Genomic DNA, 25,185 nt, shown 5'->3' with positions numbered 1-25,185 from the left:
CGTTGATTCTGCATCCTTGGCGATAAAACACGAGTACACAGCGCCGTACGCGCAGAGTCAGAGCAGTGACGGCTCAGCCCTCGGCGGCCAACTGACCACAGGCTGCGGCGATTTCACGCCCCCGGGTATCGCGAACCGTGCATGACACGCCTTTGGCCTGAACCCGGCGAACGAACTCCCGTTCGACAGGTTTGGGACTGGCGTCCCACTTGCTGCCCGGCGTGGGGTTGAGCGGGATGAGGTTCACGTGCACCAGCGCCCCCAGCTTGCTGTGCAGTTTCTTGCCCAAAAGGTCTGCGCGCCAAGGCTGGTCGTTGACGTCGCGGATCAACGCGTATTCGATGGACACCCGGCGGCCCGTGACGTCGGCGTAGTAGCGCGCGGCGTCGAGCACTTCGTCGACACTCCACCGGTTGTTCACCGGCACCAGCGTGTCGCGCAGTTCATCGTCGGGAGTGTGCAACGACACGGCCAGGGTGACACCGAGGCGCTCGTCGGCCAGTTTGCGGATCGCAGGGGCCAGACCCACCGTCGACACCGTCACCGAACGCGCACTGATCCCGAAACCGTTCGGCGGTGGCGCGATGATCCGCTTCACGGCGGCCAGCACTCGGTTGTAGTTGGCCAGCGGCTCGCCCATCCCCATGAACACGATGTTGGACAGCCTGCCGTCATGTTCCGAACGCATGGCCGACGAGGCTGCCCGCACCTGCTCGAGGATCTCGGCGGTGGACAGGTTGCGTTGCAGGCCTCCCTGCCCGGTCGCGCAGAACGGACACGCCATGCCACAGCCGGCCTGTGACGAGATGCAGACCGTGTTGCGCTGCGGGTAACGCATCAGGACGGACTCGAACGTGGTGCCATCGCCCGCGCGCCACAGCGTCTTGCGAGTTTCCCCCGCGTCGCACTGGATCTGCTTCACCGGATCGAGCAGTGTCGGGAACAGCGCCTCGGCCACCTGATCGCGCACGGCCGCGGGCAGGTCGGTCATCTGCTGCGGGTCGGCGATGAGCCTGCCGTAGTACTGGTTGGCCAGCTGTTTGGCCCGGAACTTCGGTAGGCCCAGCTCAGCGACCGCCGCGGAACGGCCGTCCTCGTCGAGGTCGGCAAGATGCCGCGGCGGCATGCCGCGTCGGGGTGCTTCGAAGACCAATTCCTGCTTCATGTTCTCTCCAGTATCAGGCTTGTCCGGCGAGAACGTCGTGAACTGTCCGCTCGACAGTGGTCAGGACATCGGCGTCCACGCCGGCGCGACCGCGGACGAACACCGATGCGCGGCTGGCCGGGGGCAGCCCCTCGGCCAGACACAGCCCGTCGGGAAGTCGGCCGATCATCGGCAGCAGCGCGACGCCCAGGCCGGAGCGCACCGCCGCGAACAAGCCGGCCAGGTTCGCGGATTCGGCGACGATGCGGTAGTCGATCCCGCACCGGTCAAGGGTTGCGAATGTGGGTTCACGCAGCGTGCAAGGTTCGGAGAAGAGCACCACCGGCAACGGCTGGTTCGCCGCAGTTGCGAAATTGCGGCCCGAAACCCACTGCAGCGCAAGCGTTCCAGAAGCGTGAGCGGGATCCATTCCGGAGCCGTCGAGCATCACGGCGAGATCGACCAGACCGTGTTCGATGGCCTCGGCGAGCGTGACATTGCGGTCGAGACGAAACCGCAGACGCCAATTGGGTAACCGCTCGCCCAGCGCCGCGGTGAGAGCGGGCAACATGACATCGGCACCGTGCTCGGTGGCGCCGATCAGCAGAACCTGTTCCTCGGCCGCACCGAGATCGGCCAGCGCAGCGTCGTGGGCGGCCAGAATCCCCCTGGCGTGACCGAGCACGCGATGACCCAGTTCGGTGAAGGCGACACCGCGGCCGGACCGTTCGACGACGGGACCGCCGACGACGGCCTCGATGCGCCGCACGTGCTGACTGACGGCGGACTGCGTCATGTGCAACACCGCCGCGGCGCGGTGAAACCCGCCACAGTCCGCCACCGCCACCAGGCTGCGCAGCGGTGCGATGTCCAGCACCTGTCCCATGCGGTCAACGTACTCCGATCAGTGCATACGATCAAAAACCAGCGTGTTCGCTCTATTCTCCGTGTTATTCCACGTGATTGATCAGCATTTACGATCGATCGCGATTGCCGATAATCGTTGGACCGGCGGTGCGGGGCTCACCCACGATGGGAATCATGGCGACCACTGCGCTGCAAACGCGAGGAGCAATTCAGCCGATGCCGGCGCGCACGGCGACGGCCGTGACGTTCTTCTACGCCCTGGGCTATCCGATCGGGAACCTGGCCGTGCACGCCCTCTCCCCGATGGCGGTACTGGCTGTTCGGTTCGGGCTCGCGGGGCTGGTCCTGGGCGCCTGGGCAGGCGTGGCCCGGGTCGGCTTCCCCACCGGCCGCAAGCTTTTCCATGTCGCAGTGGCGGGCCTGCTCATGCAGGCGGTGCAGTTCTGCGCGCTCTACCTCGCGATTCAGCATGGGGCACCGGCGGTGCTGTGCGCGGTGGTCATCGCGATGAACCCGGTAGCGACCGCGCTGCTGGCCGCGATGTTCTTGCGAGACCGGTTGACGCCACGTCGTGTGATCGCCTTGGCGCTCGGGGTGGCCGCCGTACTGGCGGCATGCGCGACGCGACTGGTCAGCTCGGGTGGGATCGACCCGGTGGTCGGATTGCTACTTGTGGCGTTGCTCGGTCTGGCCGCCGGCGGCGTTTACCAACAACGGTTCTGCTCCGATGTCGACTTTCGGGCTTCGACGTCTGTGCAGAACACGGTCGCACTCGTGCCGGCGTTGGCGCTGGCGCTCAGCACGCCGGTCGAGGTGCATGACGCCGCCAAAGCGGTGCTGGCGGTGACCGGCGTGGTACTGCTCAACGCGATACTCGGGGTGTCGCTGTACGTGCGGGCCATCAATCTGCACGGCGCTTCGGCGGTCGCGATGCTGTTCTGCGTGATCCCCGCGGTCGCGGGGGTGCTGTCCTGGCTGATGCTCGGGGAACGCGTCGACATCGGCATCGCCGCGGGACTGGTCCTGGGCGCGGCAGCGTGCTGGCTGAACGCATCGGGGGCGCGCAGCGAAGGCGGCTCACGCCAGCAGCGTCAGCACGATCCAGCCGACGACCGCGGACGGCAGCATGGCGTCGATACGGTCCATGATCCCGCCGTGACCGGGTAGCAGCGTGCCCATGTCCTTGATGGCGAGGTCGCGCTTGATCTGCGATTCGACGAGGTCGCCGAGCACGCCGGTGATGACCAGCAGCAGGCCGAGCGGCACACCCACCCACGCGGGTTTGTCCAGCAGGAACGCGACCGACAGAACGGCCGCGGCGATGCCGAACACCAGCGAACCGCCGAGGCCCTCCCAGGACTTCTTGGGGCTGATCGCCGGCGCCAGCAGATGCTTGCCGAACAGGACGCCCGCGACATAACCGCCGATGTCGGCGAAGACGACCGTCACGATGATGGTGAAAACCCGGGCACCGCCGTGGTCGGCGAAGATGAGCAGGGCGGTGAACGCCGCGAACATCGGCACCCACGTGGCGAGCAGCACTGTGGCGGCGATATCGCGCAGGTAATTGACCGGTTGCTGATTGAGACCCTGGCCGACCAGACGCCACACCATGCAGACGACGATCGTCCCGCCGTAGGCGCCCAGTAGCCCGACCGCTCCGAACGGCCAGGTCAGCCAGATCATCGCCTGGCCACCGAGCAGCAGCGGGATGGTGGGCAGCGCATAACCGTGCTCGCGCAGCCGCCGGATCACCTCGTGGGTGGCGATGGCGATGGCCACCGCGAGCAACGGCAGCCACCATATCGGCGCGAACAGGAGGGTGCCGATCGCCATGGCGCCGAGGACGACGCCGACGGCGATGGCGGCCGGAAGGTTACGGCCGGCCCGGGACTGCTTCTTCTTCGGTTCTCCGACCGGTGTGTTTGTCACGAAAGGTACTTGCTGATCGGCCACTAGACCTCCAGCAGTTCGCCTTCCTTGTGCTTGACCAGCTCGTCGATCTGGCTGGTGTAGGTGTGGGTGGACTTGTCGAGGTCCTTCTCCGCGCGCCCGACCTCGTCCTCGCCCGCCTCGCCGTCCTTCTTGATGCGGCTGAGCTCTTCCATCGCCTTGCGGCGGATGTTGCGTACCGAGACCTTGGCGTCCTCGCCCTTGGACTTGGCCTGTTTGACCAGCTCGCGGCGGCGTTCCTCAGTGAGCTGCGGAATGGAGATCCGGATGATGCTGCCGTCGTTGGTCGGGTTGACCCCGAGGTCGGAGTGGCGGATCGCATCCTCGATCGGCTTGAGCTGGGCCGCCTCGTAGGGCTTGATCACGACCATGCGCGCCTCGGGGACGTTGATGCTCGCCATCTGCGTGATCGGCGTCGTCGCCCCGTAGTAGTCGATGTTGATGCGGGAAAACATGCCCGGATTGGCCCGGCCGGTCCGAATGGTGGCCAGGTCGTCACGGGCCACACTTACGGCCTTTTCCATCTTCTCTTCAGCGTCGAAGAGAGTTTCGTCGATCACGTCGGCTTCTCCCGTTTCCCGTTCAGGTGGTGACCAGTGTTCCGATCTTCTCACCCGCCACCGCGCGGGCGATATTGCCTTCGGTGAGCAGGTTGAACACCAGCATCGGCATCCGGTTGTCCATACACAAACTGAAGGCGGTGGCATCGGCGACCCGCAGGCCGCGATCGATGACCTCGCGATGGCTTACCTCGGTGAGCAGCTCGGCGTTCGGGTCTTCCCGCGGGTCGGCGGTGTAGACGCCGTCGACGGCCTTGGCCATCAGCACAACGTCGGCCCCGATTTCCAGGGCCCGCTGCGCGGCGGTGGTGTCGGTGGAGAAGTAGGGCAGGCCCATGCCTGCACCGAAGATGACGACGCGACCCTTTTCCAGGTGGCGCACTGCGCGCAAAGGGATGTACGGCTCGGCCACCTGGCCCATGGTGATGGCGGTCTGCACGCGGGTGTCGATGCCCTCCTTCTGCAGGAAGTCTTGCAGCGCAAGGCTGTTCATCACAGTTCCGAGCATGCCCATGTAGTCGCTTCGCGTGCGCTCCATGCCGCGCTGTTGCAGTTGGGCGCCGCGGAAGAAGTTGCCGCCGCCGATCACGACGGCGACCTGGACGCCGCTGCGCACCACTGCGGCGATCTGGCGGGCCACCTGGTGCACGACATCGGGGTCGAGGCCGACCTGGCCACCGCCGAACATCTCTCCGCCAAGCTTCAGCAGAACCCTCGTGTAAAAGGGACGAATGGGTGCTGCGCCCTCGTCGGCGATATTCGGATCCGCCATCGGTCTCCTCGGCACTCCTCGCATGTAGAGAGCCACCCGGGTTCACCCTGGACGGCCTCTCTATCCTGCCCTATGCCGGGCAGCACACCTAGCTCGGGGAGCTTTCGCGGACCGAGTGTCGCCGGCGGGCGCAGGTCAGCCCGCAACTACCCCAGGTGCGCCTGAAGCAGCCAGGCCGCCATCGACTTGCGGCCGTTGGCCTCGTCGCGGAGGTCCGCTCCGGCGAAATCGGCAAAGTTGGCGAATTCCGGTGGCACGTGGGCGTGGATGCGGGCCGGGCGAACGTCATCGATCACCCAGTACTTGCCGACGACCTCCCGCAATTCATCCTCGCTGACCGGGTTGGCGGGCCCGGTGTCGCCCATCGCCCCCTTGTCGAACACCAGCACGAAGTAGGACGCGCCGGGCGCGGCGGCCCGCACGATCGACTGCTGGTAGCCGTCACGGAGTTCCACCGGCATGGAGTGGAACAACGTTGAGTCGACGATGGTGCCGAAGCGGCCGTCATAGCCGGTGAACACACTGATGTCGGCAACCTCGAAGCTGGCGTTGGTAATCCCCCGCTTGGCGGCCTCGGCCCTGGCCAGCTCGATGGCGGTGGCCGACTGGTCCAGCCCGACCGTGGTGAACCCCTGCTCGGCAAGGTAGAGGGCCGTGGCCGCTTCTCCACAGCCGGCGTCGAGCACGTCGCCGTGGAACTTCCCTTCGGCGATCAGTGCCGCGATCTCGGGCTGGGGTTCGCCGATGCTCCACGGCGGACGGACCCCGGCGAACTCGGGAGCTTCACCGCGGTAAGCGGATTCGAACATGGCATCTGACATTTCGCTCGGCGTGGTCATACGTCCGGTATATCAACCTGGTTGATATGTGTCAATATGCTTGATATGAACGCCGATGTGGGGGGCGTCCTTGAGGAGCAGCCTCTCGGATACCTGATGTACCGCGTGGTCGCAGTGCTGCAACCGAAGGTCGCCACGCAGCTGCAACCGCTCGGACTCACGCTGCCGGAATTCGTCTGCCTGCGCGTGCTGTCCATGGCCCCCGGTCAGTCCAACGCCGAACTCGCCCGCCACACCAACGTCTCACCACAGGCGATGAACAACGTGGTGCGCGGATTACAGCAGCGCGGTGCGGTGCGCCGACCTGCCACGGTCGATTCAGGACGGGCGCTGCCGGCCGAACTGACCACCGAGGGCACCGAGTTGCTCAAACAGGCCGAAGCGGCGGTACTTGCCGCCGAGGACGAGGTCCTCGAGCGACTCGATTCCGGCCAGCGACGCGAACTCAAACGACTCCTGGCCCAAGCGGTGTTCTGACGGGCGCTCCACCGCGCCGAGCGGCCTCGCAGTCGGTAATGTCCCGGTTCGGATGAAGATCGTTCTGGCCCCGGACTCTTTCAAGGAGTCGATGACCGCGTCGCGAGCGGTGGCGGCGATGCGCGAAGGTGTCCGGTCGGTACTGCCCGACGCCGAATGCATCGGGGTGCCGATGGCCGACGGCGGCGAGGGGACGGTGGACGCCGTCGTCGACGCGCTCGGTGGCGACCGCATCACGGTCGAGGTCAGCGATCCACTGGGCCGGCCCACGCGCGCCACGTACGGTTCCATCGCCGCACGCCGCCTCGCAGTGATCGAGATGGCCGGCGCCTCAGGTCTGGAACTGGTGGCACCTTCGGACCGGGATGTCCTGAGCGCCAGCACCTTCGGAGTCGGCCAGCTGATCACCTCGGCCCTGGATCACGGTGCGACCGAGCTGCTGATCGGGATCGGCGGATCGGCGACCAACGACGGCGGGGTCGGCATGCTCGCCGCTCTCGGTGTCGTCTTCACCGACGGCGACGGCGCCGTACTGCCGCCCGGCGGCGCGGCGCTGGCGCGGCTGCAGCACATCGATGTCTCGGGTCTGGACCCCCGGCTGGCCGATGTCACCGTCCGGGTGGCGTCCGACGTCACCGCGCCGCTGCTCGGAACCGACGGTGCCAGTGCGGTTTTCGGGCCACAGAAGGGCGCCACCCCGGCCGATGTCGCGGTGCTCGACGCCGCCCTGGCGCAGCTGGTGGACGTGACGCGGGCTGCGCTCGGCCACGCCCGACCAGACCGCCCGGGGGCCGGAGCTGCCGGCGGTCTCGGCTTCGGCCTGATGGAATTCCTTGCCGCCGAATGCGCTCCGGGTGTCGAAGTGGTCGCCCAGACCGTTGGCTTGGAGCAGTCGCTGACCGGTGCGGACTGGGTGTTCACCGGTGAAGGCAGTGTCGACGCCCAGACCATGCTGGGCAAGACACCGTTCGGTGTCGCCCAGATGGCTGCGCGCACCGGTGCCCGGGTGGTGATTTTCGCCGGCCGCGTGGCAGCGGATGCCGATGTGTTGCTGGCCAACGGTGTCGAGAAATTGGTGCCCATCACCGCACCGGGCGTCCCACTGGAACAGGCTTTGCGTGACGGCGCGGCCGCGTTGACGCGTGCGACCGCCGAAGTCTGCCGCGCCTTGTAGCGCGACCTAGAGGATCGCTGCGGCGACGATCAGCCCGAACGCCAGGTAAGAGGCCGTCACGACCAGGACCTGCGGCGTGAACCGCTCGGAGGCCAGCACCATGCCGATGTCGATGCCTTTGATCGCGCCGATCAGCCGGACGGAAAACGCCTGGGCCGCAATGCCCAAGAGCCCGAACACCAACGTCATGATGAGACCGTGGATGAGGTCGCCCGACGAGGAATAGATGGCGAGAACGATGATGAATGCCATCGACACCACCCCGGAGGCCGCTACCGCGGCGGCATTGGGCCGGCCGGCTCGCACCAAGGTCCGCAACGGCCCGGGCGTGGTCCAGTCGATCACGTAGAAACCCAGGATCATCAGTGCCACACCGACAATCGTGTACAACACGATCGCCGAGACCCCGTGGCCCAGAACCGACCAGTAATCGGAGTCGAGCGCAACCAGAGTGGTTGTCATAGGATTATTCCTTCCAGGTCACAGCGGGATGCGGTGTGGCACAAAGGCAGCGCCGTTGTCGGTGACGAGACCGGAGGTCTCGCGGATGCCGAGGCCGGCAGATTCGTCGCCGACGATCCATGCACCCAACGCCGGGCGCATGTCGTCGAATTGCGGTAGTGGATCCAGCAACTGGTACACATAGCCCTCTTCGCCGTAGACGCCACCCGTCTCGGTCTCGTAGCCGGCGCCGACGATGGTGATGTTGGCGCCCTCCCGCCCCAGCTTGGGCTTGCGCACATAGTCGGTGAGCTCGTGCGGGTCATCCACATAGGCGGGCAACAGGTTCGGATGCCCGGGGTACATCTCCCACAGCACCGCCAGGATCGCCTTGTTGCTCAGCAGCGTCTTCCACAGCGGTTCCACCCACATGGTGGAGGGCATCTGTTCGACTGCCCGGCGGCCGAAATCGTCGTCGAGCATCCACTCCCAGGGGTAGAGCTTGAAGATCGACGACATGGGAGCTTCCTCCAGGTCGACGAACCTGTCGAGGTCGGCGTCGAAGCCGATGTCCTCGATGGCCAGCCCCACGGTGCGCAGCCCTGCCTCGGCCGCACACTCCTGCAGATAGGCAACGGTCACGTGATCCTCACCGCTGACCTCGGCACCCGACCAGGTGAAGTAGGTCTCCGGCCCGGGCAGGCGGTCCCGGATCTCACCCCAGCGCTCAACCAGCTTCTCGTGCAACGAGTTCCACTGATCGTCTGCCGGGTACACGTCGGTCTTCCAGTGCCATTGCAGGATCGCTGCTTCCAGCAACGTGGTCGGGGTGTCGGCGTTGTACTCCAGCAGTACCGGGGGCCTGCGGCCGTCGTAACGCAGGTCGAACCGGCCGTACAGGTGCGGATCACTGCGCCGCCAGGACTTCTCGATGTGTTCCCAGCTCCATTCGGGCAGCCCGAAGTCGCGGTAGCGCCCGGTCAGCACCACGTGCTCGACGGCCTCCAGGCACATCGAGTGCAGCACTTCCACGGAGGCCTCGATCGACAGCACCTCGTCCATGTCGAAGACGTAATGCACCGATTCGTCCCAGTACGGCCGGTCGGCACCGGTCGCGTCACGCGCCGGAGTCCCGAAACACATGCCCTGGTCGGCGACGATCTGTTCCCAGCCGGCCCGCGGGGAACTGCGTTGACGCCGCATTCAGCTGCCCGAGCTTCCGCCATAGCTGGACGACGAGCCGAATCCGCCCCGGGAGATCGAGGTCCCCGACTTCGTCTTGGCGGTGGTGCCCTTGGGCATCTCCAGCGTTCCGCCTCGGGCGATGGTGCCCACTCCCCCGTTGTTGCCGCCGTAGTAGTACCGGTACGGCGAGCCAAGGTAGATGAAGGTGCCCCCGGAGCTGCTGTGGCCACTGGAGCAATACGAATCGGGCACCACCTCGTTGGTGCCGTCCTTGACGCACGACGCTGCGATTTCCTCTTTGTGCAGCAGGTGGTAGCCCAACGCGACCACCCCCACCACACCGACCACGGCCACCGAGCCCATCAGGATCTTGCCGTTGCGGGCCTTGCGCTCCTGCGCCTTCTGCTCCTGCAGGGCCGCGAACTGCTCGGCCGCCTCACGGGCCTTCTGCGCTTTGTCCCGCTGACGTGCCTCGGCGACGGTCGGAGGCCGCGGCGTGGCGGTGGCCGGATCCTGCCAGCGAATCGATCCTCGATCTGGCCCCAGCGGGTCATAGCTCATCGAGTGGTTCGGGTCGTTCGGCCCTGACGTCATTCACACCCCCCGCAACAGTGATACCTGCCGGTCATCATAGGAGGACGATCCGCATGCGGTTCCTCCAGTTGGTGGAAAGCATAAGGCGCAATCATCGCAGCGCCGGCCGTCAGTTATCCACGGCCTCGAACCTCCACTTCACATTCGCCCACCGCGGACAGGTTCTCGAAGCGCTCACCGACGCGACTGCCCAGGGACGACGTCTGCCCGATCGCTGGATCGTTCCCGCCACCGAAGGGCGTTTCACAGACCGAACACCCATTTCGAAGATTTCTTCGGTCACGCCCTCAGGAGGAGAAACATGAGCTTGGACAATATTTCGCGCCTTGGTAATTCGGGTCTCGACGAGTTGGTTCCGTCGCGCTACGCGCAGCCGGTCGGCGACATCGAGGTGCTGGTCATCAGCGACGGGGTGTTGCCGATTACTGCCTCGACCTTGGCAACCACGACCGAGCCGGCCGAGTTGGCGAGCTGGTTGGACGACAATTTCCTGCCTCCCGAGGTCGTCGACTGGCCGCTCAACGTGGTCGTCGTGCGCAGCGGCGATCAGACCATCCTGGTCGACGCCGGCCTCGGGCTGGAGTTCCCGGACTTCCCCCGGGCCGGTCAGACCGTCCAGCGGTTGGAGGCCGCCGGTGTCGATCTCGCATCGGTGACCGACGTGGTGCTCACCCACATGCACATGGACCATGTGGGCGGGCTGCTCACCGAGGGGCTGAAGGCGCGACTGCGGCCGGATCTGCGGGTCCACGCAGCGACCGCAGAGGCCGAGTTCTGGGAGGCGCCCGATTTCTCGCGCACCGTCATGCCGCAGCCGATACCGGACGTGCTTCGGAGGGTCGCCACGCAGTTCTTGGACGAGTACCGCGGACAACTGCGGACGTTCGAGACGGAGTATGAGGTCGCACCGGGGGTGCTCATCACCCGAACCGGTGGTCACACCCCAGGGCACAGCGTCGTCCGCCTGGAGTCCCGCGGCGAGAAGCTGACGTTCGCCGGCGACGCCGTGTTCGCCCCCGGGTTCGACAACCCCGAGTGGCAGAACGGATTCGAACACGACCCCGAGGAAGCGGCCCGCGTCCGCGTCCGTCTGCTGCGAGAGCTTGCGGCCACGGGTGAGTCGCTGGTGGCGACGCACCTCCCGTTCCCGTCCGTCTGCCGAGTGGCAGTCGCCGGCGACGTCTTCCGGTGCGTCCCGGCGGTCTGGGATTACTGACCTCGTGAGGTGAGGGACGAACGGCATAACTCGCATCACGCCCGGGTGGACCACCACACGGGTTGAGGCGCCTGGGACGGGTTCTCCGGCGTCAGGACGCAAATGTTCTGACGCCGGAGGTACCCGTCCGCGCCGTATCGGAGGGGTTCATCGACAACCGAGACCGCCGCCACTACTGACCATCGACTACGGACTTCCAGGGGTCCGCTCCGCTCGCGAAACCAGCAGTCTGAATTCGACAGTCCGAGCGGGCTTTCACCACACATCGCAGCACCTGGAGGTCCATCATGAAGGTCGCCGGCGGGTCGGATCCCGACCCAGAGCTTGCGGCACGGTTCGCCGAAGAGGTGGTGCCGCTGTTCGACGCACTGGCGCGCGGCGCGCGTCGACTGGCCCGCACCGAAGCCGACGCCGAAGACTTGCTGCAGGACACGCTGCTGCATGCGTACACGGGATTTCGGACATTCAAGGAGGGGACCAACCTCAAAGCGTGGTTGTTCCGAATTCTCTACAACCGCTGGGTGAGCGCCCATCGCCGCGCTCAACGGCGGCCCGCCGAAGTCGCGGTCGACGAGATCACCGACCGCGACCTGATCCATGCGGCGGCGCATTCCGCGATCGGTTTGCAGTCAGCCGAGGCGCAGGTGTTGAACGACCTGCCGCACAACGAGGTTCGACAGGCACTTGCCGCGTTGCCCGAAGGCTTCACCACGGCGCTGTACTACGCCGAGGTCCAGGGATACACCTACGCAGAAACCGCATCGATCATGAACGTCCCCGTCGGCACGGTGACGTCCCGGGTGTCGCGGAGTCGGCAACGGCTGCGCGCCTCATTGGCACCCCTCGCCCGCAGTCGGTACTCCGACTCCGAAGTCTCACAACACATCGCATGAAGGAGTGGACAGTGGAACTGTCAGAGCAGACCGCATTGGTCACCGGCGGCACCGCGGGCATCGGCCTCGCGTCCGCCCGATTGCTGGCCGGCGCCGGCGCGTCGGTGATCATCACCGGAAGGGACGCCGGCCGCGGGAAAGCCGCCGCTGCCGATGTCAAGGGGAATGTTCGCTTTGTGCAAGCCGACCTGGCCGACATCGATTCCGTGAAATCGCTTGTACAGCAAGTTGGTAACGTCGACATCCTGGTCAACAACGCAGCCAGCTTCCCGGCCGCGCTGACGGTCGACCAGGGAATCGGCGCATTCGAGAAGACCTTCGACACCAATGTCCGCGGCGTCTACTTCCTCGCCGCCGGCCTCGTGCCGGGGATGCTCGAGCGGGGACGCGGCAGCATCATCAACGTCACCACCATGGTCGCATCGAAGGGCGTCCCCGGTGCGTCGGTCTATAGCGCCTCGAAGGCAGCCGTGGAATCCCTCACCCGCACCTGGGCCGCCGAGTTCGGCGCAGGTGGTGTCCGGGTCAACAGCGTCGCGCCCGGTCCGACCAGAACCGAAGGCGTGGCGGCGGAGTGGGGCGAGACCAACGAAGAGCTCGGCCGCTCACTGCCGTTGGGGCGCACCGCCGATCCTGAGGAAATCGCCCACGCAGTGCTGTTCCTCGCCTCACCACGCTCGAGTTTCATCACCGGTTCGACGCTGCACGCCGATGGCGGCGGCAGCGCAATCTGAGATCGAACGCGCGTGAGCCCCATCGGTTGACGCCATCTCAGTGGTGATGGCAGGCCGCCGGCGGTGAGGGTGGAACATCCAGTGCCGGGTTGCCATCGAAGAATCCCACCGGTTTGAGCTTGAAGCCGGTGTAGTGGCACGGCATCACCGGCCAGTCCTCCGGGCACACCACATGGTGGGCACCCACGGTGTACCAGAGCACGACGTCGGTGTCCGCGAGCGGCGCGTCGTCGGCCACATACTGCGGTAGCCCCTGGGCCTCGGCGCTCTGATACATGTAGTCCCCCGCGGCGTAGAGTTCCCTCGCGTCATAACGGGTGACCCACAAATTGTGCTGGACAAATCGAGCCCGGTCATAGATCACCGAGCCTTCCTGCACCATCACCGGGACGATGTCCTTGGGCATCAGCTTGTAGCCGACCGGTGCGCCGAATTCGTTGAGCTTGGACGGGTTGACCACTTTCCAGTACCGACCGGTCGAATGCTCCCAGTCGCGGGCGCCCTCGGACTCCGAGGCCACCAGGGTGTCCCGGGTTATCCAGGCGTTGTGGTGCGGGTTCAGTTCCGGGTTCGGCTCGGGGATCGAATCCACCTCGTACACACTGTTTCCCGGGCCGTCGATGCTCATATCCATGCGGAAGTTGAAGAAGTGCTGGTGGTTGGGTCCGTACATCCCGGGTGCCACCATCTTGCCCCAGCGCGGGGTCTCGCCGTCGGGAATCGCGCCGGTGGTCAGCACGCCGGTGAGTTTGACTTCCATCTCGATGGAGGCATCGTTGTAGAAGTACCAGAAGAATCCGTACTCATAGTTGCCCACCGTGCAGATCATCGAGATCACCAACCGCCGGGACCGCCGCACCTCAACCTCGCCGGTTCGGAAATCGGTGTGCTTCCAGGAGATCCCGTAGTCCTCCTCGTGCATACAGATCGCGTTGGGGATGGTGACGGCGTTGCCGCTGGAGTCGTTGACCGTACCGTCGAAGTAGAAGATCTCACCGAGACAGTCACAACCCAGGGTCAACGGATTGGCTGAGAAGCCCATCCCCACCTCACCCATGTCGAAGACGTTCTTGTTCCAGTGTGTCGGCGACGAATCGCCGTATGGCACCACCATTTCCGACAGTGCGGCGCGATACATGATGGGCCGGACCTCGCCACGGTCGGTGTAGGTCACCTCATGCAGCACCAGGCCCTCACGGGGGTTGAACCCCACCCGCAATGACCATTTCTGCCAGGTGACGTTCCATCCGTCGACGGTGAAGCTGGGCCCGTGGGGTTGGGCGATGTCGATCGTCTTGACGTCGTCACGAAACTGCGTGAATGCGGGCCGGTTGTCGGGCGTGAACATGAACTGCCCGGAGTAGTTGCCGCTCTTGGACGGTAGTGGGACCGCACCGTGGTCCTCGATGTCGACGATCTCCATATTGTCGAGGTCGAACGTGACGATCAGGCCTTCGACGGGCCGCGCGTAGCCGTTCTCCGACGGTGCCGCGCGCATGAAGGTCAGCGGCCGACAGATCAGCGGCGAGTTCTCGTAGTGGTCCTGTGCGCCGTAATAGCCGGCAGGCCACGGGTCGATCATCGCCAGGCTGAAATCGGTGACACCCCGTTTGCGCATGGCCTCCTGCCATCGCGGGTCCTCCCGCACCTTCTCCTCCACCCCCGTCATGTGTTCGACGAGATAGGACGGGAACCGGCCGGGAATCGGGGTCCACGAATCGATCACCCGCGCATCGAGGTCGACGACGGCCTCGTAGATCAGCTTGGCGGCACCGTCATACATCGTCACGAACGCCTGACGCGGAACCTCGGTCACCGCTGTGAAGGACAGCGCGGCAGTCTTGGCCGGCTCGGCCAGTTGGATCATGACGAACTTCAAGGTCGGTGTGGCGTAGTCCGATTCGGTGATGACGGCCGCGGCCGCCTCGATCTCGGCGCCGGTCAGCGGATCGAGCGGATAGCGGCCGGCGGCGTCGGTCGATTCGGTCGGCACCAGGGTGCTGTCCATGGTCATTTGGGTGTGTCCTCCGCTTCAGTCTTGTCGAGGTCGAATACGGCGAGATGGGCCAGGGCATCTTCCTGCGATACCTTGTGTGCCGAGCGGCGGCCGAAGACGTACACCACCAGACCGAGGGCGAACATGCCCAGGCTGATGCTGCCCACCCAGGTCATCCAGTTGGCGGTGGAGACTCCCTTGATCCACGGCGTCACGAACGAGTAGTAGACGCCACCGATGGTGGCCAGCGTGCCCACCACGACGGTGATCCATACCCCGACCATTCCGCCGGGGATACGCCAGAACTGTTCGGTCTCATAGCGATCGGCGTACTTCTTGCGCGCCACCAGCACCGGGATCAAGAAGAAGAACCCGGACAACAGCCACACCGTGGACAGGCCGCCCTGCAGGTAGATGGTGACGTTGGCCATGCTGGACTGCGAGTAGAGCCCGACCAGTATCAGCGACGAGATGACGCCCTGGATCAGAATCGCGGTCACCGGATTGCGGGTGCGCGGATTGAGGTGGGTGAAGATGCGCGGCAGGTGACGTTCCAGCCCGGAGACAAAGATCAACCGCGAGTACGCGACCTGGTAGGTCATCAGCGCCACGATGATGATGAAGGCCAACACGACGGCGCAGATCTCCATCAGACCCGGGAAGCCGGCGACATCCAGCATGCCGATGACACCGGTCACCGGATTGATCTGGTCGCCGGGAAGAGCCATCATCGTGCCGAGCGTGGTCATCAGGTAGATCGCCACCAGCGCGGCCGAACCCCACAAGATCATCTTCGGCCCGCTCTTGCGCACCGACAGGAACTCCGCGCCCATGTTGTACGGGGTCTCGACACCGAGCAGATACAGCAGCACCGTGCCGTACAGGAAGCCCGCGACTGCGAAGTTCGGAATCGTCGCGTCGGACCAGCTGAACGGGGTGGCCGAGCCGTTCTTGGTGGCGAAGAGCACGCCGCAGATGAAGATCGTGAGCGTCAAGATCGCGTAGACCACGAAGACGACGTTCATGATCCGTTGATTGGCGGCGAGCTTCGCCAGCGCCAGCCCGATGACCGTCCACAGAATCACCAATTGCAGGATGATGCTGGTGGTCAGGCCGAGTTCGGTGTGGAAAGCCAGTAGCAGAAATTGCAACACCACCGCGGGCGATGATGCGGCGTTGAGGATCACCGGCACCCACGACAGGTACCCGCCGATGAATCCCCAGGTCTCCCCCATCGTGCGGGTGGCCCAGATGTAGACCCCGCCCTGCCCCGGCCAGAGGTTGCCCAGCTCCACCACGGCCATTCCGGCAGGGATCAGGAACGTCAGGATGCCCAGCACCCACATCGGGATCGCAGTCCATCCTCCTGCGGCCATCACCGAGGAGCCGGTCACCCAGCAGATGATGAACACGTAGGCCGCAGTGAGGCCGAACGTGCTCATCACCTTGGGCAGGATCTGTTCAGGGACCAGCTCGGTCGTCATCAGCTTGTCACGCTCTGACGGCGCCGCGGCCTCGGTTGGATTGCTCCTCGCGTGCGCGGTCAGTTCTTGTGTCATGTGTGTCGTCTCCCAATACCGTTGATTCAGCTGACGATTTGTCCGTCTCGCATCCGGACGACACGGCTCGCTTCATCGGCCACCGTGGGATCGTGGGTGCTTGCGACGACCGTGACGCCCAATGTCGAGCACAGGTCGCGCAGCATGCGCACCACCGTCTCCCCCGTGCGGTGGTCGAGGTTGGCTGTTGGCTCGTCGGCCAGTACCAGCGTCGGGTTACTGATCAGCGACCGGGCTATCGCGGTGCGCTGCTGTTCACCACCAGACATCTTGGTGGGCTGATGGTGGATGCGATGCCCCAGCCCCACCAGCTCCAGCAGTTCGGTTGCACGCTTGCGCAACGACTTCCGGTCATAGGGTTCGAACATCAGGGGAAGTTCGACGTTCTCGACCGCCGACAGGAACGGGATCAGGTTGTAACTCTGAAAGATGAACCCGATGGTGTCGTGACGCAATGCCGCGAACTGGCTCTCGGTCAGTTGCGCGGTGTCCTGACCGCTGATCGTGACAGTGCCCTTCGTCGGACGATCCAGCCCGCCGATGATATTGAGCAGTGTGGATTTTCCGCTGCCGCTCGGTCCCATCAGGCAGACGAACTCCCCCGGCATCACCTGGAGTTCAGCGGCGACGAGGGCCTTGACCACCTCGTCGCCGAGCTTGTGCAGTTTCCATACATTGCTGACCTCGATGACAGGCTTGGTGACAGGCCCGGTGTCAGGTGCAGCGGTGGTTACGGCATCGTCGAGTGCGGTCATGATCGGGTTAACCTCCCGCGGTAAGGGATCGAATGGGCGGACGTGATGCGGCGTTGAAGGTCGGCACGAAACTCGTTGCGACCGCGGCAGCGACGCTGACCCCGAGGGCGATCGCCGCGCCGACTGCCAACCCGGCGTAGGACACCCCGGTCGGCGCCAGATCCACCAGCTCCACCACGATGCCGGTGACACCTGCGGAGACCGCACCCAGCAGCGCGCCCAGGACCGCGGCCACCACCGGTTCGACGAGAAGAGCGGCGATCACGGGGGCGCGGGGTATGCCGTTGGCTCCGAGCACCCCGAGCTCACGGGTCCGGTGCGCCACGGTTCGGGTGGTGGCCACCGCAACTTCGACCACCCCGACGAGCAGCACGGTGACCGCGATCAGGATCACCGCCCGGTCGATCTCCTCGGCGTGTCCGAGTGTCGCTGACTGCGCGCGGATTCCGGCCGACATCCCGAACACCAGCACCACCAAGAAGGAGCCGGTGGCGGTGGTCACCACGGGCAGGACCATTTCGCGGATACGCCGAAGTGCCGCCAACCAGCCGTAGGCCAGACCCTTTCCGATCCCCTGCCGTCTGTTCCTCACGCGAGCGTTCGTCACCTTGCCCCCAGAAGATCGACCGGACGTTGCTGCAGAAGCCGGTGCACAGGCACCAGGGCGCCGACGATGGCCATGGCAGGCAGGAACGCGGCCACCATGCCGGCCGCCTGTGCCCACGCGGTCGGTGTGGCGATTTCTGGGATAACCAGTGCCACAGCGACTCCCGCGCCGAGCACACCGGCAACATAGGCCACCACGAAGACGATCGCCGATTCGACCAGGAAGAAATAGAGCACTTCGTCGGCCAGTCCGATACTGCTCATGATGCCGAATTCGCGCTTGCGTTCGGCGACCGCGGCGAGAAACGAAGAGACCGCGATGACGAAGCCCAGAGCCAGTCCGATGGTCGAGATCAGGCCGAGGGTCGAGCCGGTCACCTGCCCCGAGAACAACGCCGAGAACTTCTGTTCGAAGCTCAGTGGACCCGATCCGCCGACCGTGTCGTAGATCAGGCCGCTCCCACCGGGTTCCGGCCGCACCGACGGATCCTCCGTGGACGGCAATCCGATGGCGACGCCGAAGGTTTCGGCCAGGTCCCGGCGATGTTCGTCGCCCGGCGGCGCGTTGATCGTCCACCAGCCGTTGTCGCCGACCAGCAGCCGCGCCAACGCGGGTGCCACGATCATCGACTCCCCCGGGCCTGAGACCTTCGCGGTCAGCGGCAGTGCGCCCACATCGATCACGTCTCCCGACGCTGCACCCAAACGATCAGCCAAACCGGAGCCCAAAACCGCTTGTCCAGAAGGTATTTCGTCACCGCCGCGCAGCGACACCGCAGCACCCTCGATCATCGTCACCCCGGAGATCGTCATTCGGCCGTGCCAGCCGTCGGGCAGGTCGAGCGCCGGCGGCGGCCCATCGGCCACCAGGGCGCGGGCCTCGTTGTCGTAGTGCACACCGGCGGCCGGCACCACCCACAGCTGGGCGCCGCCGAGCACGTCGGTGACCGAATCAGCTCCCGTGATCGCAAAACTCGATGAGATGGTGCGCACCACGGTGACGCAGGCGATCGCCAGTGCGATCCCGAGCACCGACAGCACGAACCGTTCGGGCCGGCGACGAATGTTCGCCAGTGCGAATCGAATCAGGCACCCGAAGGTACCCCCGGTCCGCCCCACAGTCGTCGCGATCTCCGGCGATCGACGGGCTGTGGATGCTTGAGACGACGGTATCGAAGCTACGGTCTCCACAGTGGGGAATGCTGCGAGCCGCGTGTTTCACCTGGAGCAGATCGCGGTGTCACGCGAGTTAACACCCACTGATCGGCGTTACGTCATGATGTCGCCGACACAACGGATTTCGTCGTCAACCTACGGCGTCGAGCTCAAAACGGGTCTATTTCACTGCTTTTCGCGCCCGCTTACGTGGCGCTTGGACCGGATCCTGAATCCGCGCCCAGGGCCTGGCCTCCTCGAGCTCGTAGGCCAGCTCGAGCAGCAGTGCTTCGCGACCGCGGGTGGCCGACAGCATCATCCCGGCGGGCAGGCCCGTCTCGGTCTGGGCCAGCGGCAGTGAGATCGCCGGATCTCCCGTGGCGTTCTGAAGGGGTGTGAACGCCACCCAGCCCAGCAGCCGGTCGATGATCTGCTCGTAGTCGGCGGTCGGGTCGAGCCGGCCGATCTCCAGGGTGGGCTCGGCCAGAGTCGGCATGAGCACCGCGTCGTAGCTGTTGGACAGCCGTTCGGTGATCCGCCGCGATCGGGCCAGCCGGGCGATCGCGGCCGGGACCCGGTGCAGATTGCGCGAGGCGAGGCGCTCCAGCCCGAGGGTGAGGTTGTCGAGCTTGTCGCGGTCGAAACTCGGCCCGAACGAGCGCTTCCCGCCGCGCACCGACGCGTACGCCAGAAATGACCAGTACAGCAGGAAGTCATCCTTGAACCTGGCCGGAACCGGGTTGCCGATCATCGTGATCTGATGCCCGAGTTCCTCGAGCAACGCGGCGGTCTTGTGGGTCAGCTCGGTCATCTCGACACCGGCGTCGTGCACGACGGACTGGGTGCACACCGCGATGCGCAGGCGTTGCTTGCCCGGGCGGCTCACATCGCCGATCGGAGGCAGTTTGGGGTTGCGATAGACGCGCTCCATTTCGCGCAGCAGTGCCGCCGTGTCACGCACCGACCGGGTCAGCACACCGTCGGACACGATCCGCAGCGGCATGATCCGCAGATCCTTGTCCTGCGGCAGCCGGCCCCGGGTCGGCTTGAGTCCGACCAGCCCGTTGCACGCTGCCGGAATCCGGATCGACCCGCCGCCGTCGTTGGCATGCGCGATGGGTACCGCCCCGGCCGCGACGAACGCACCCGAACCCGACGAGGACGCGCCCGCGGTATAGGCAGGGTTCCACGGGTTGCGGACCGGCCCGAGTCGCGGGTGCTCGCACGATGCGCTGAAGCCGAACTCCGAAAGCCGGGTCTTGCCCAGTGGCACCAGACCCGTGGCGAGGTAGGCGCGGGCGAAGTCACCGTTGGACGTCTCGGGCCGGGGTTCCCAGGCGTCGGTGCCGCGCATGGTCGGCATGCCCTCGACCGCCGTGTTGTCCTTGACGAAGGTCGGTATGCCGTCGAAGTACCCGCCGTACGGGCTCGGTGCGGCTCCGCGGGCATGGGCCCGGTCGAAGGCTTCGAACGCCAGACCGTTGAGGGCGGGATTGACCGCCTCGACCCGGGCGACGGCGGCCTCGATCAGGTCGGCTGCCGATACGCGGCCTGCCCGCAGTTCCTCGACGAGGCCGACGGCATCGTGCTCGCCGAGGGCGTCGTCGCCGAAGGCGTTACACCGGGTCGCTGCTTTTCGCGCTGGACGCGGACCGCTAGTCACGTTGCGACGCTAGCAAGCCGACATCAAAGGGTTCGAGCCACGCTCTGCAGCGCAGCCAGATGCTCGTCGACGGTCCGCAGGCCGGCCCCCATCGTGTTCACGGCGACGTGGGTCGCCCCGGCATCGGCCCAGGCCGCGATGTCGGCGGCCGTCTGGTCCGGATCGCCGGTCCAGGACACGCGCCCCTCCATCCCGATGGTCGCCGGATCGCGTTCGGCGGCGACGGCGGCACGTTCCACCCGGGCCCGGGCATCCTCCAGCTCGGGGCCGGGGCTGACCATGGGGAACCAGCCGTCCCCCAGACGTCCGGCACGCTCGAACGCCCGCGCGGAGGCCGCTCCGAACCACACCGGGATCGGGCGCTGCACGGGCAACGGCGCCAGGCCGGCGCCCGTCACCCGGTGGTAGCGGCCCTCGAAGGTGACCGACGATTCGGTCCACAGCCGGCGCATCAGCTCGACCTGCTCCTCGGAGCGTTTGCCGCGGTTCCCGAAGTCCTGGCCGAGCGCCTCGTACTCGACCGCGTTCCAGCCGAGGCCGACCCCGAGCCGCAGCCGCCCGCCGGTGAGCAGGTCGACCTCGGCCGCCTGTTTGGCCACCAGCACCGCCTGGCGCTGCGGCAGGATCACCACCCCGGTCACCAGCTCCAGCGACGTCACGGCGGCCAGGTAACCGAACATCACCATGGGCTCGTGGAATGTGGTGTACAGGTCGTACGGCCCTGCCCAGTCACGGTGGACGGCCGGATCGGCCCCGACGACGTGGTCGTAGGCCACGATGTGGGTGAAGCCCAATTCCTCGACACGCTGGCCGTATGCGCGCACAGCTCCCGGATCTCCGCCGAGTTCCGTCTGCGGAAACACCACACCTATGCGCATGTCACCTCCAACACCATTGGTACCTGCCACACTCCCATATCGGCAAAGCTCTCCGCCCCGGCGTGAGCAACTACCCGGCACCGACCACGTCACGAATGAACAAAACCGTTCCTGATTACTGAGCAGGAGTGTGTCCTGTGCGTCCCGAACGGTGTTGGCCGCTGACGGTGGGTGTTGTCCGGTGGACCGCCACGCCTCATGGTGGGCGGGGCGGTGAGCCAGAACTACGGCATCGTCGTGTGGTTCTCGGTGGGTGCTCAGGCCTGGCCGGTGGAGTGCCCACACCCGTCCGCTGTCGGGTGCGGGGTCCTACCGGCCGACGCCTGATCGCCACGCCGAGTCCACGTCTGCCGATCGCGACCGCCGCACCATGATGACCAGTCACGGTGGCCGGATCGGAAGTCTGCTGCTGCAAGGGTGTGCGCCAGTGCTGAGTACCCCAGCGGGAGGTGTAGGCCGGGTCCACCCCGATCACCCCAATGCCCCGCCGGGTGGCCATGCCCACCAGACGGTTGCGGAATCTGGCGGTGGGGATCCCGGCCACGATGCTCCGCAACCGTTTCCCCCGGCCACCACGCCCAAGAGTTTCGCGTCCGGTGGCCCGGGCGTCGGCGAAATCCAGATTCTCCACCACGACCGCAGTGCAGTTGTGCTGGGCGGCCAGATCCAGCAGGGCGGTGATGGCCATACGGATCCGCCCGTCCCGCCGCGAGGCGCGCAACCCCGACGTCTGGACCGCGACGGTGACAGGTTCACCGATCGGATTCCCTGACGCGTCGAGCACACAACACGCCAGATGGGCGGCGTTGAGGTCGACCCCCAGCACCGGCCCGTCCCGCAATTGGTCGATGCCGGAGACGGTTTCGGGAGCGGTTCTCCAGGAGGCATCCAGATACCAGCGGTCGCGGTCCGGGTCATGGCTGATGTCGTAGCGCACCGCCCGCCGATGCTGAACCCGGCCCGCCCATTCGGTGCCGCGATGGTGAAATGCCACTGGCGCAGCGACGGTGAGGTGGGTTCCGAAACGCTCGGCCAGGGCCGCGGGCACTTTCACCCGCAGGTGTCCGTGCTCGTCGACGCGGATCGTCTCATTGCCACCCGGTTTTCCCGACTCCCCGTCGGCGGTCAGAAACATCCGTGCGGCATTCCACCTCGCTCGCCACTGGGGTTCGGTCATGTCGGCAGCGTCGAGGTGGTTGCGTGTACGCCACAACCGCTTCCCACCCACAGTGATCGACGGCCGCCCCGCCGCCAACGCCGCCTCGGCCGCGGCAAGCCGAGCCTTCAGCACCGCCAAACGCCGGGTCTTGGCGAACCGTTCCGCGGCGCTGCGATACCCGCGCACCCGCCGCGACCGCCCCCGCCCAGCAGGTTCTTCGTCGCCGTCAGCGGCGGGTACGAGTTGCCCAGGGCGTAGCGCACACCGCACCTCGAGCACCTCGATCGCGGCCCGCAGATCAGCGACTTGGGCCACCAGCCCCCGCATCCCCAACAGGATTTGATCGTCGACGGCCCGAGTGATCGCCCCGGCCCACCGCGACGACGACACCGCCGTCAACGCCTGCTTGCGCTTGGCCCGCCACCTCACACGGCCCTGAGGATCCAACCGTCCCAGCCCGATCCGCGCCGCCAACTCGCTGCGATACATCGACCCCAACAAATCCCCGATCGCGGTCAACGCCACGGCCTCATCGGCACTCGGATGGATCCGCGTCCGAACCCGCGCCCCCGCCGGGGCGGCGGCCACTACCGGATCAGCGATCCGACGCAACGGCCGATGCCCAGCCACACCTGCATACTCGCAGCCACCACCGACAAGCAAACTGATCGTCGTGCCGACCCTGGCCACTGACAATCAGTATCGATCACTACTGCTCACCAAACGACAAACAAACAAAACCCCGCACTTTCCGGGATCGCCGGAATGAGCGCGGGGTTTTGCGGCGGGCGGCTGAGGGCCGAGCCGTCAATCGGATGTGCGGCCGAGCCGTCAATCGGGTGTGAATGTGCCGCCCGGGTCTTCTGGTGTTAGGCCTGACCGACCTCGAACCGCTCGAAGCGGGTCACGGTGACCCCGGCCTCGTCCAGCAGCGCCTTGACGGTCTTCTTGTTGTCCGACACCGACGGCTGGTCCAGCAGCACGACGTCTTTGTAGTAGCCCGTCACGCGACCTTCGACGATCTTGGGCAGCGCCTGCTCGGGCTTGCCCTCTTCCTTCGCGGTCTGCTCGGCGATACGACGCTCGTTGGCGACGATGTCCTCCGGCACGTCCTCACGGGTGAGGTACTTGGCCTTGAGCGCGGCGATCTGCAGGGCGACCGCGTGCGCGGCCTCCTTGCCCTTCGCCGCGTCGCCGGCCTGGTACTCGACCAGCACACCGACGGCCGGCGGCAAGTCCGCGGCACGCTTGTGCAGGTAGGTCTCGACCGTGCCGTCGAAGTACGCGGCGCGACGGAGCTCGAGCTTCTCGCCGATCTTGGCGCTCAGGTCGGCGATGGCCTGCTCGACCGTGGTATCGCCAATCTGTGAAGCCTTGAGGGCATCCACGTCGCCGGCCTTCGAAGCGGCGGCAGCCGCGACGACCTGGTCGGCCAGCTCCTGGAATTCGGCGTTCTTGGCGACGAAGTCGGTCTCGGAGTTCAGCTCGATCAGCGCGCCGTCCTTGGCCGCGACCAGACCTTCGGCGGTTGCGCGCTCAGCACGCTTGCCGACGTCCTTGGCGCCCTTGATACGAAGCAGCTCGACTGCCTTGTCGAAGTCGCCGCCGGCCTCGACCAGAGCGTTCTTCGAGGCGAGCATGCCGGCGCCGGTCAGCTCCCGCAGTCGCTTGACGTCGGCAGCGGTGTAGTTAGCCATTTAAGACTTCTCCTGAATTACGAAGCGTCAGTGGATGTTTCGGGTGCAGCAGCCTCGCCCTCGGCGGTGCCGGCGGTGCCGGCGGTCGCACCGGCCAGCAGCTCCTGCTCCCACTCGGCGAGCGGCTCGACACCCTCGGTGGCCTGCTTCTCACCGGCGCCCTGGCCGGCGCGGGCCTGCAGGCCCTCGGCGACCGCGGAGGCCACGACCTTGGTCAGCAGCGCAGCCGAACGGATCGCGTCGTCGTTACCCGGGATCGGGTAGTTGACCTGATCGGGGTCGCAGTTAGTGTCCAGGATCGCGATGACCGGGATGCCGAGCTTGATGGCCTCGTTGACCGCCAAATGCTCCTTGTTGGTGTCGACGACCCAGATGGCCGAAGGCACCTTCTGCATGTCCCGGATACCGCCGAGGCTGCGCTCAAGCTTGTTCTTCTCACGCGTCAGCATGAGGATTTCCTTCTTGGTGCGACCCTCGAAGCCACCGGTCTGCTCCATGGCCTCGAGCTCCTTCATACGCTGAAGGCGCTTGTGCACGGTGGAGAAGTTGGTGAGCATGCCGCCCAGCCAGCGCTGGTTCACGTAGGGCATGCCGACGCGGGTGGCCTCTTCGGCGATGGACTCCTGCGCTTGCTTCTTGGTGCCGACGAACAGGACGGTGCCGCCGTGGGCGACCGTCTCCTTGACGAACTCGTAGGCCTTGTCGATGTAGGTCAGCGTCTGCTGCAGATCGATGATGTAGATGCCGTTGCGGTCGGTGAAGATGAACCGCTTCATCTTGGGATTCCAGCGACGGGTCTGATGCCCGAAGTGAGCGCCGCTGTCAAGCAGCTGCTTCATGGTTACAACAGCCATGAGTAGATGGTTCC

25 protein-coding genes are annotated in these 25,185 nt (G+C 65.9%); 6 read left to right on the top strand and 19 right to left on the bottom strand.

What is annotated here, in order from left to right:
- Positions 1–73: 73 nt before the first annotated feature.
- Together rlmN and QQ25_RS13105 are read right to left on the bottom strand one after the other, a co-directional pair.
- On the bottom strand, positions 74–1,165 hold the full coding sequence (gene rlmN, locus QQ25_RS13110) for a dual-specificity RNA methyltransferase RlmN (RefSeq protein WP_039318969.1): 1,092 nt from the start codon (positions 1,163–1,165) through the stop codon (positions 74–76).
- A 13-nt stretch (positions 1,166–1,178) separates the two neighbouring features.
- Positions 1,179–2,030, bottom strand: a complete 852-nt coding sequence (locus QQ25_RS13105) for a LysR family transcriptional regulator (RefSeq protein ID WP_039318967.1) — start codon at positions 2,028–2,030, stop codon at positions 1,179–1,181.
- A 197-nt stretch (positions 2,031–2,227) separates the two neighbouring features.
- Here QQ25_RS13105 and QQ25_RS13100 point away from each other — a divergent pair, with 197 nt between their 5' ends.
- Entirely contained in the window at positions 2,228–3,178 is a 951-nt protein-coding gene (locus tag QQ25_RS13100; protein ID WP_082017566.1) for a DMT family transporter, read from the top strand.
- On the opposite strand, the gene QQ25_RS13095 is transcribed toward QQ25_RS13100, so the two are convergent.
- The 4 genes from QQ25_RS13095 to QQ25_RS13080 form a co-directional block, all read right to left on the bottom strand.
- Entirely contained in the window at positions 3,089–3,943 is an 855-nt protein-coding gene (locus tag QQ25_RS13095) for a phosphatidate cytidylyltransferase (RefSeq protein ID WP_234706087.1), read from the bottom strand. The genes QQ25_RS13100 and QQ25_RS13095 overlap by 90 nt on opposite strands.
- A 23-nt stretch (positions 3,944–3,966) precedes the next feature.
- The gene (frr, locus tag QQ25_RS13090) at positions 3,967–4,524 is read right to left on the bottom strand and encodes a ribosome recycling factor (protein ID WP_039318962.1); all 558 of its coding nucleotides are present in this window, start codon (positions 4,522–4,524) and stop codon (positions 3,967–3,969) included.
- 22 nt (positions 4,525–4,546) lie between these two features.
- A complete protein-coding gene (gene pyrH, locus QQ25_RS13085) occupies positions 4,547–5,296 on the bottom strand; it encodes a UMP kinase (RefSeq protein WP_039379029.1) in 750 nt (249 codons plus the stop codon).
- A 146-nt stretch (positions 5,297–5,442) separates the two neighbouring features.
- Entirely contained in the window at positions 5,443–6,135 is a 693-nt protein-coding gene (locus QQ25_RS13080) for a class I SAM-dependent methyltransferase (RefSeq protein WP_039379027.1), read from the bottom strand.
- 45 nt (positions 6,136–6,180) lie between these two features.
- Between QQ25_RS13080 and QQ25_RS13075 the strand changes: the two genes are divergently transcribed.
- Both QQ25_RS13075 and QQ25_RS13070 read left to right on the top strand, forming a co-directional pair.
- Positions 6,181–6,612, top strand: a complete 432-nt coding sequence (locus tag QQ25_RS13075) for a MarR family winged helix-turn-helix transcriptional regulator (RefSeq protein ID WP_039379026.1) — start codon at positions 6,181–6,183, stop codon at positions 6,610–6,612.
- Between the two features lie 52 nt (positions 6,613–6,664).
- Positions 6,665–7,786 carry a glycerate kinase gene (locus QQ25_RS13070; protein ID WP_039379024.1) on the top strand — a complete coding sequence of 374 codons (1,122 nt, stop codon included), beginning with the start codon at positions 6,665–6,667 and terminating at the stop codon, positions 7,784–7,786.
- A 6-nt stretch (positions 7,787–7,792) separates the two neighbouring features.
- On the opposite strand, the gene QQ25_RS13065 is transcribed toward QQ25_RS13070, so the two are convergent.
- From QQ25_RS13065 to QQ25_RS13055, 3 genes are read right to left on the bottom strand one after another with little or no spacing between them, the layout of a single operon-like run.
- The gene (locus QQ25_RS13065; protein WP_039318950.1) at positions 7,793–8,248 is read right to left on the bottom strand and encodes a DUF350 domain-containing protein; all 456 of its coding nucleotides are present in this window, start codon (positions 8,246–8,248) and stop codon (positions 7,793–7,795) included.
- A gap of 18 nt (positions 8,249–8,266) precedes the next feature.
- Positions 8,267–9,430: a glutathionylspermidine synthase family protein gene (locus tag QQ25_RS13060; protein ID WP_039318947.1), complete on the bottom strand. Its 1,164-nt coding sequence runs from the start codon at positions 9,428–9,430 to the stop codon at positions 8,267–8,269.
- Positions 9,431–9,973: a hypothetical protein gene (locus QQ25_RS13055; RefSeq protein ID WP_052235871.1), complete on the bottom strand. Its 543-nt coding sequence runs from the start codon at positions 9,971–9,973 to the stop codon at positions 9,431–9,433.
- Between the two features lie 334 nt (positions 9,974–10,307).
- Between QQ25_RS13055 and QQ25_RS13050 the strand changes: the two genes are divergently transcribed.
- From QQ25_RS13050 to QQ25_RS13040, 3 genes are all read left to right on the top strand, one after another.
- Entirely contained in the window at positions 10,308–11,222 is a 915-nt protein-coding gene (locus tag QQ25_RS13050) for an MBL fold metallo-hydrolase (protein WP_039379023.1), read from the top strand.
- 287 nt (positions 11,223–11,509) lie between these two features.
- Positions 11,510–12,115, top strand: coding sequence for a sigma-70 family RNA polymerase sigma factor (locus tag QQ25_RS13045; protein WP_039379022.1), 606 nt, complete (start codon positions 11,510–11,512; stop codon positions 12,113–12,115).
- Positions 12,116–12,126: 11 nt separating this feature from the next.
- The gene (locus QQ25_RS13040; RefSeq protein WP_039320404.1) at positions 12,127–12,849 is read left to right on the top strand and encodes an SDR family NAD(P)-dependent oxidoreductase; all 723 of its coding nucleotides are present in this window, start codon (positions 12,127–12,129) and stop codon (positions 12,847–12,849) included.
- A gap of 37 nt (positions 12,850–12,886) precedes the next feature.
- Here the strand turns inward: QQ25_RS13040 and QQ25_RS13035 are convergent, their stop codons facing one another.
- The 10 genes from QQ25_RS13035 to rpsB all read right to left on the bottom strand — a co-directional run bounded on the left by QQ25_RS13035 (position 12,887) and on the right by rpsB (position 25,171).
- Positions 12,887–14,863, bottom strand: a complete 1,977-nt coding sequence (locus QQ25_RS13035; protein WP_029111263.1) for a primary-amine oxidase — start codon at positions 14,861–14,863, stop codon at positions 12,887–12,889.
- Positions 14,860–16,404, bottom strand: coding sequence for an APC family permease (locus QQ25_RS13030; RefSeq protein ID WP_029111264.1), 1,545 nt, complete (start codon positions 16,402–16,404; stop codon positions 14,860–14,862). The genes QQ25_RS13035 and QQ25_RS13030 overlap by 4 nt, the downstream gene beginning before the upstream one ends.
- A gap of 26 nt (positions 16,405–16,430) precedes the next feature.
- The gene (locus QQ25_RS13025; RefSeq protein ID WP_039379021.1) at positions 16,431–17,159 is read right to left on the bottom strand and encodes an ABC transporter ATP-binding protein; all 729 of its coding nucleotides are present in this window, start codon (positions 17,157–17,159) and stop codon (positions 16,431–16,433) included.
- Between the two features lie 7 nt (positions 17,160–17,166).
- Positions 17,167–17,676, bottom strand: coding sequence for an ABC transporter permease (locus tag QQ25_RS13020; RefSeq protein ID WP_052235801.1), 510 nt, complete (start codon positions 17,674–17,676; stop codon positions 17,167–17,169).
- An 86-nt stretch (positions 17,677–17,762) separates the two neighbouring features.
- Positions 17,763–18,938: an ABC transporter permease gene (locus tag QQ25_RS13015; protein WP_409371010.1), complete on the bottom strand. Its 1,176-nt coding sequence runs from the start codon at positions 18,936–18,938 to the stop codon at positions 17,763–17,765.
- Between the two features lie 163 nt (positions 18,939–19,101).
- The gene (locus QQ25_RS13010; RefSeq protein ID WP_052235800.1) at positions 19,102–20,583 is read right to left on the bottom strand and encodes an amidase; all 1,482 of its coding nucleotides are present in this window, start codon (positions 20,581–20,583) and stop codon (positions 19,102–19,104) included.
- Positions 20,584–20,606: 23 nt separating this feature from the next.
- The gene (locus tag QQ25_RS13005) at positions 20,607–21,461 is read right to left on the bottom strand and encodes an LLM class F420-dependent oxidoreductase (protein WP_039318939.1); all 855 of its coding nucleotides are present in this window, start codon (positions 21,459–21,461) and stop codon (positions 20,607–20,609) included.
- A 196-nt stretch (positions 21,462–21,657) separates the two neighbouring features.
- Positions 21,658–23,250 carry a hypothetical protein gene (locus QQ25_RS13000; RefSeq protein WP_131546157.1) on the bottom strand — a complete coding sequence of 531 codons (1,593 nt, stop codon included), beginning with the start codon at positions 23,248–23,250 and terminating at the stop codon, positions 21,658–21,660.
- Positions 23,251–23,489: 239 nt separating this feature from the next.
- The gene (gene tsf / locus QQ25_RS12995) at positions 23,490–24,317 is read right to left on the bottom strand and encodes a translation elongation factor Ts (RefSeq protein WP_039318937.1); all 828 of its coding nucleotides are present in this window, start codon (positions 24,315–24,317) and stop codon (positions 23,490–23,492) included.
- A gap of 17 nt (positions 24,318–24,334) precedes the next feature.
- Positions 24,335–25,171: a 30S ribosomal protein S2 gene (rpsB, locus tag QQ25_RS12990; protein WP_039379901.1), complete on the bottom strand. Its 837-nt coding sequence runs from the start codon at positions 25,169–25,171 to the stop codon at positions 24,335–24,337.
- Positions 25,172–25,185: the final 14 nt, after the last annotated feature.

It is taken from the genome of Mycolicibacterium setense, from assembly GCF_000805385.1.
Classification (GTDB): Bacteria; Actinomycetota; Actinomycetes; order Mycobacteriales; family Mycobacteriaceae; genus Mycobacterium; species Mycobacterium setense.
The sequence above is the reverse complement of the archived record's forward strand: the minus strand, read 5'-3'. Positions and strand labels throughout refer to the sequence as shown.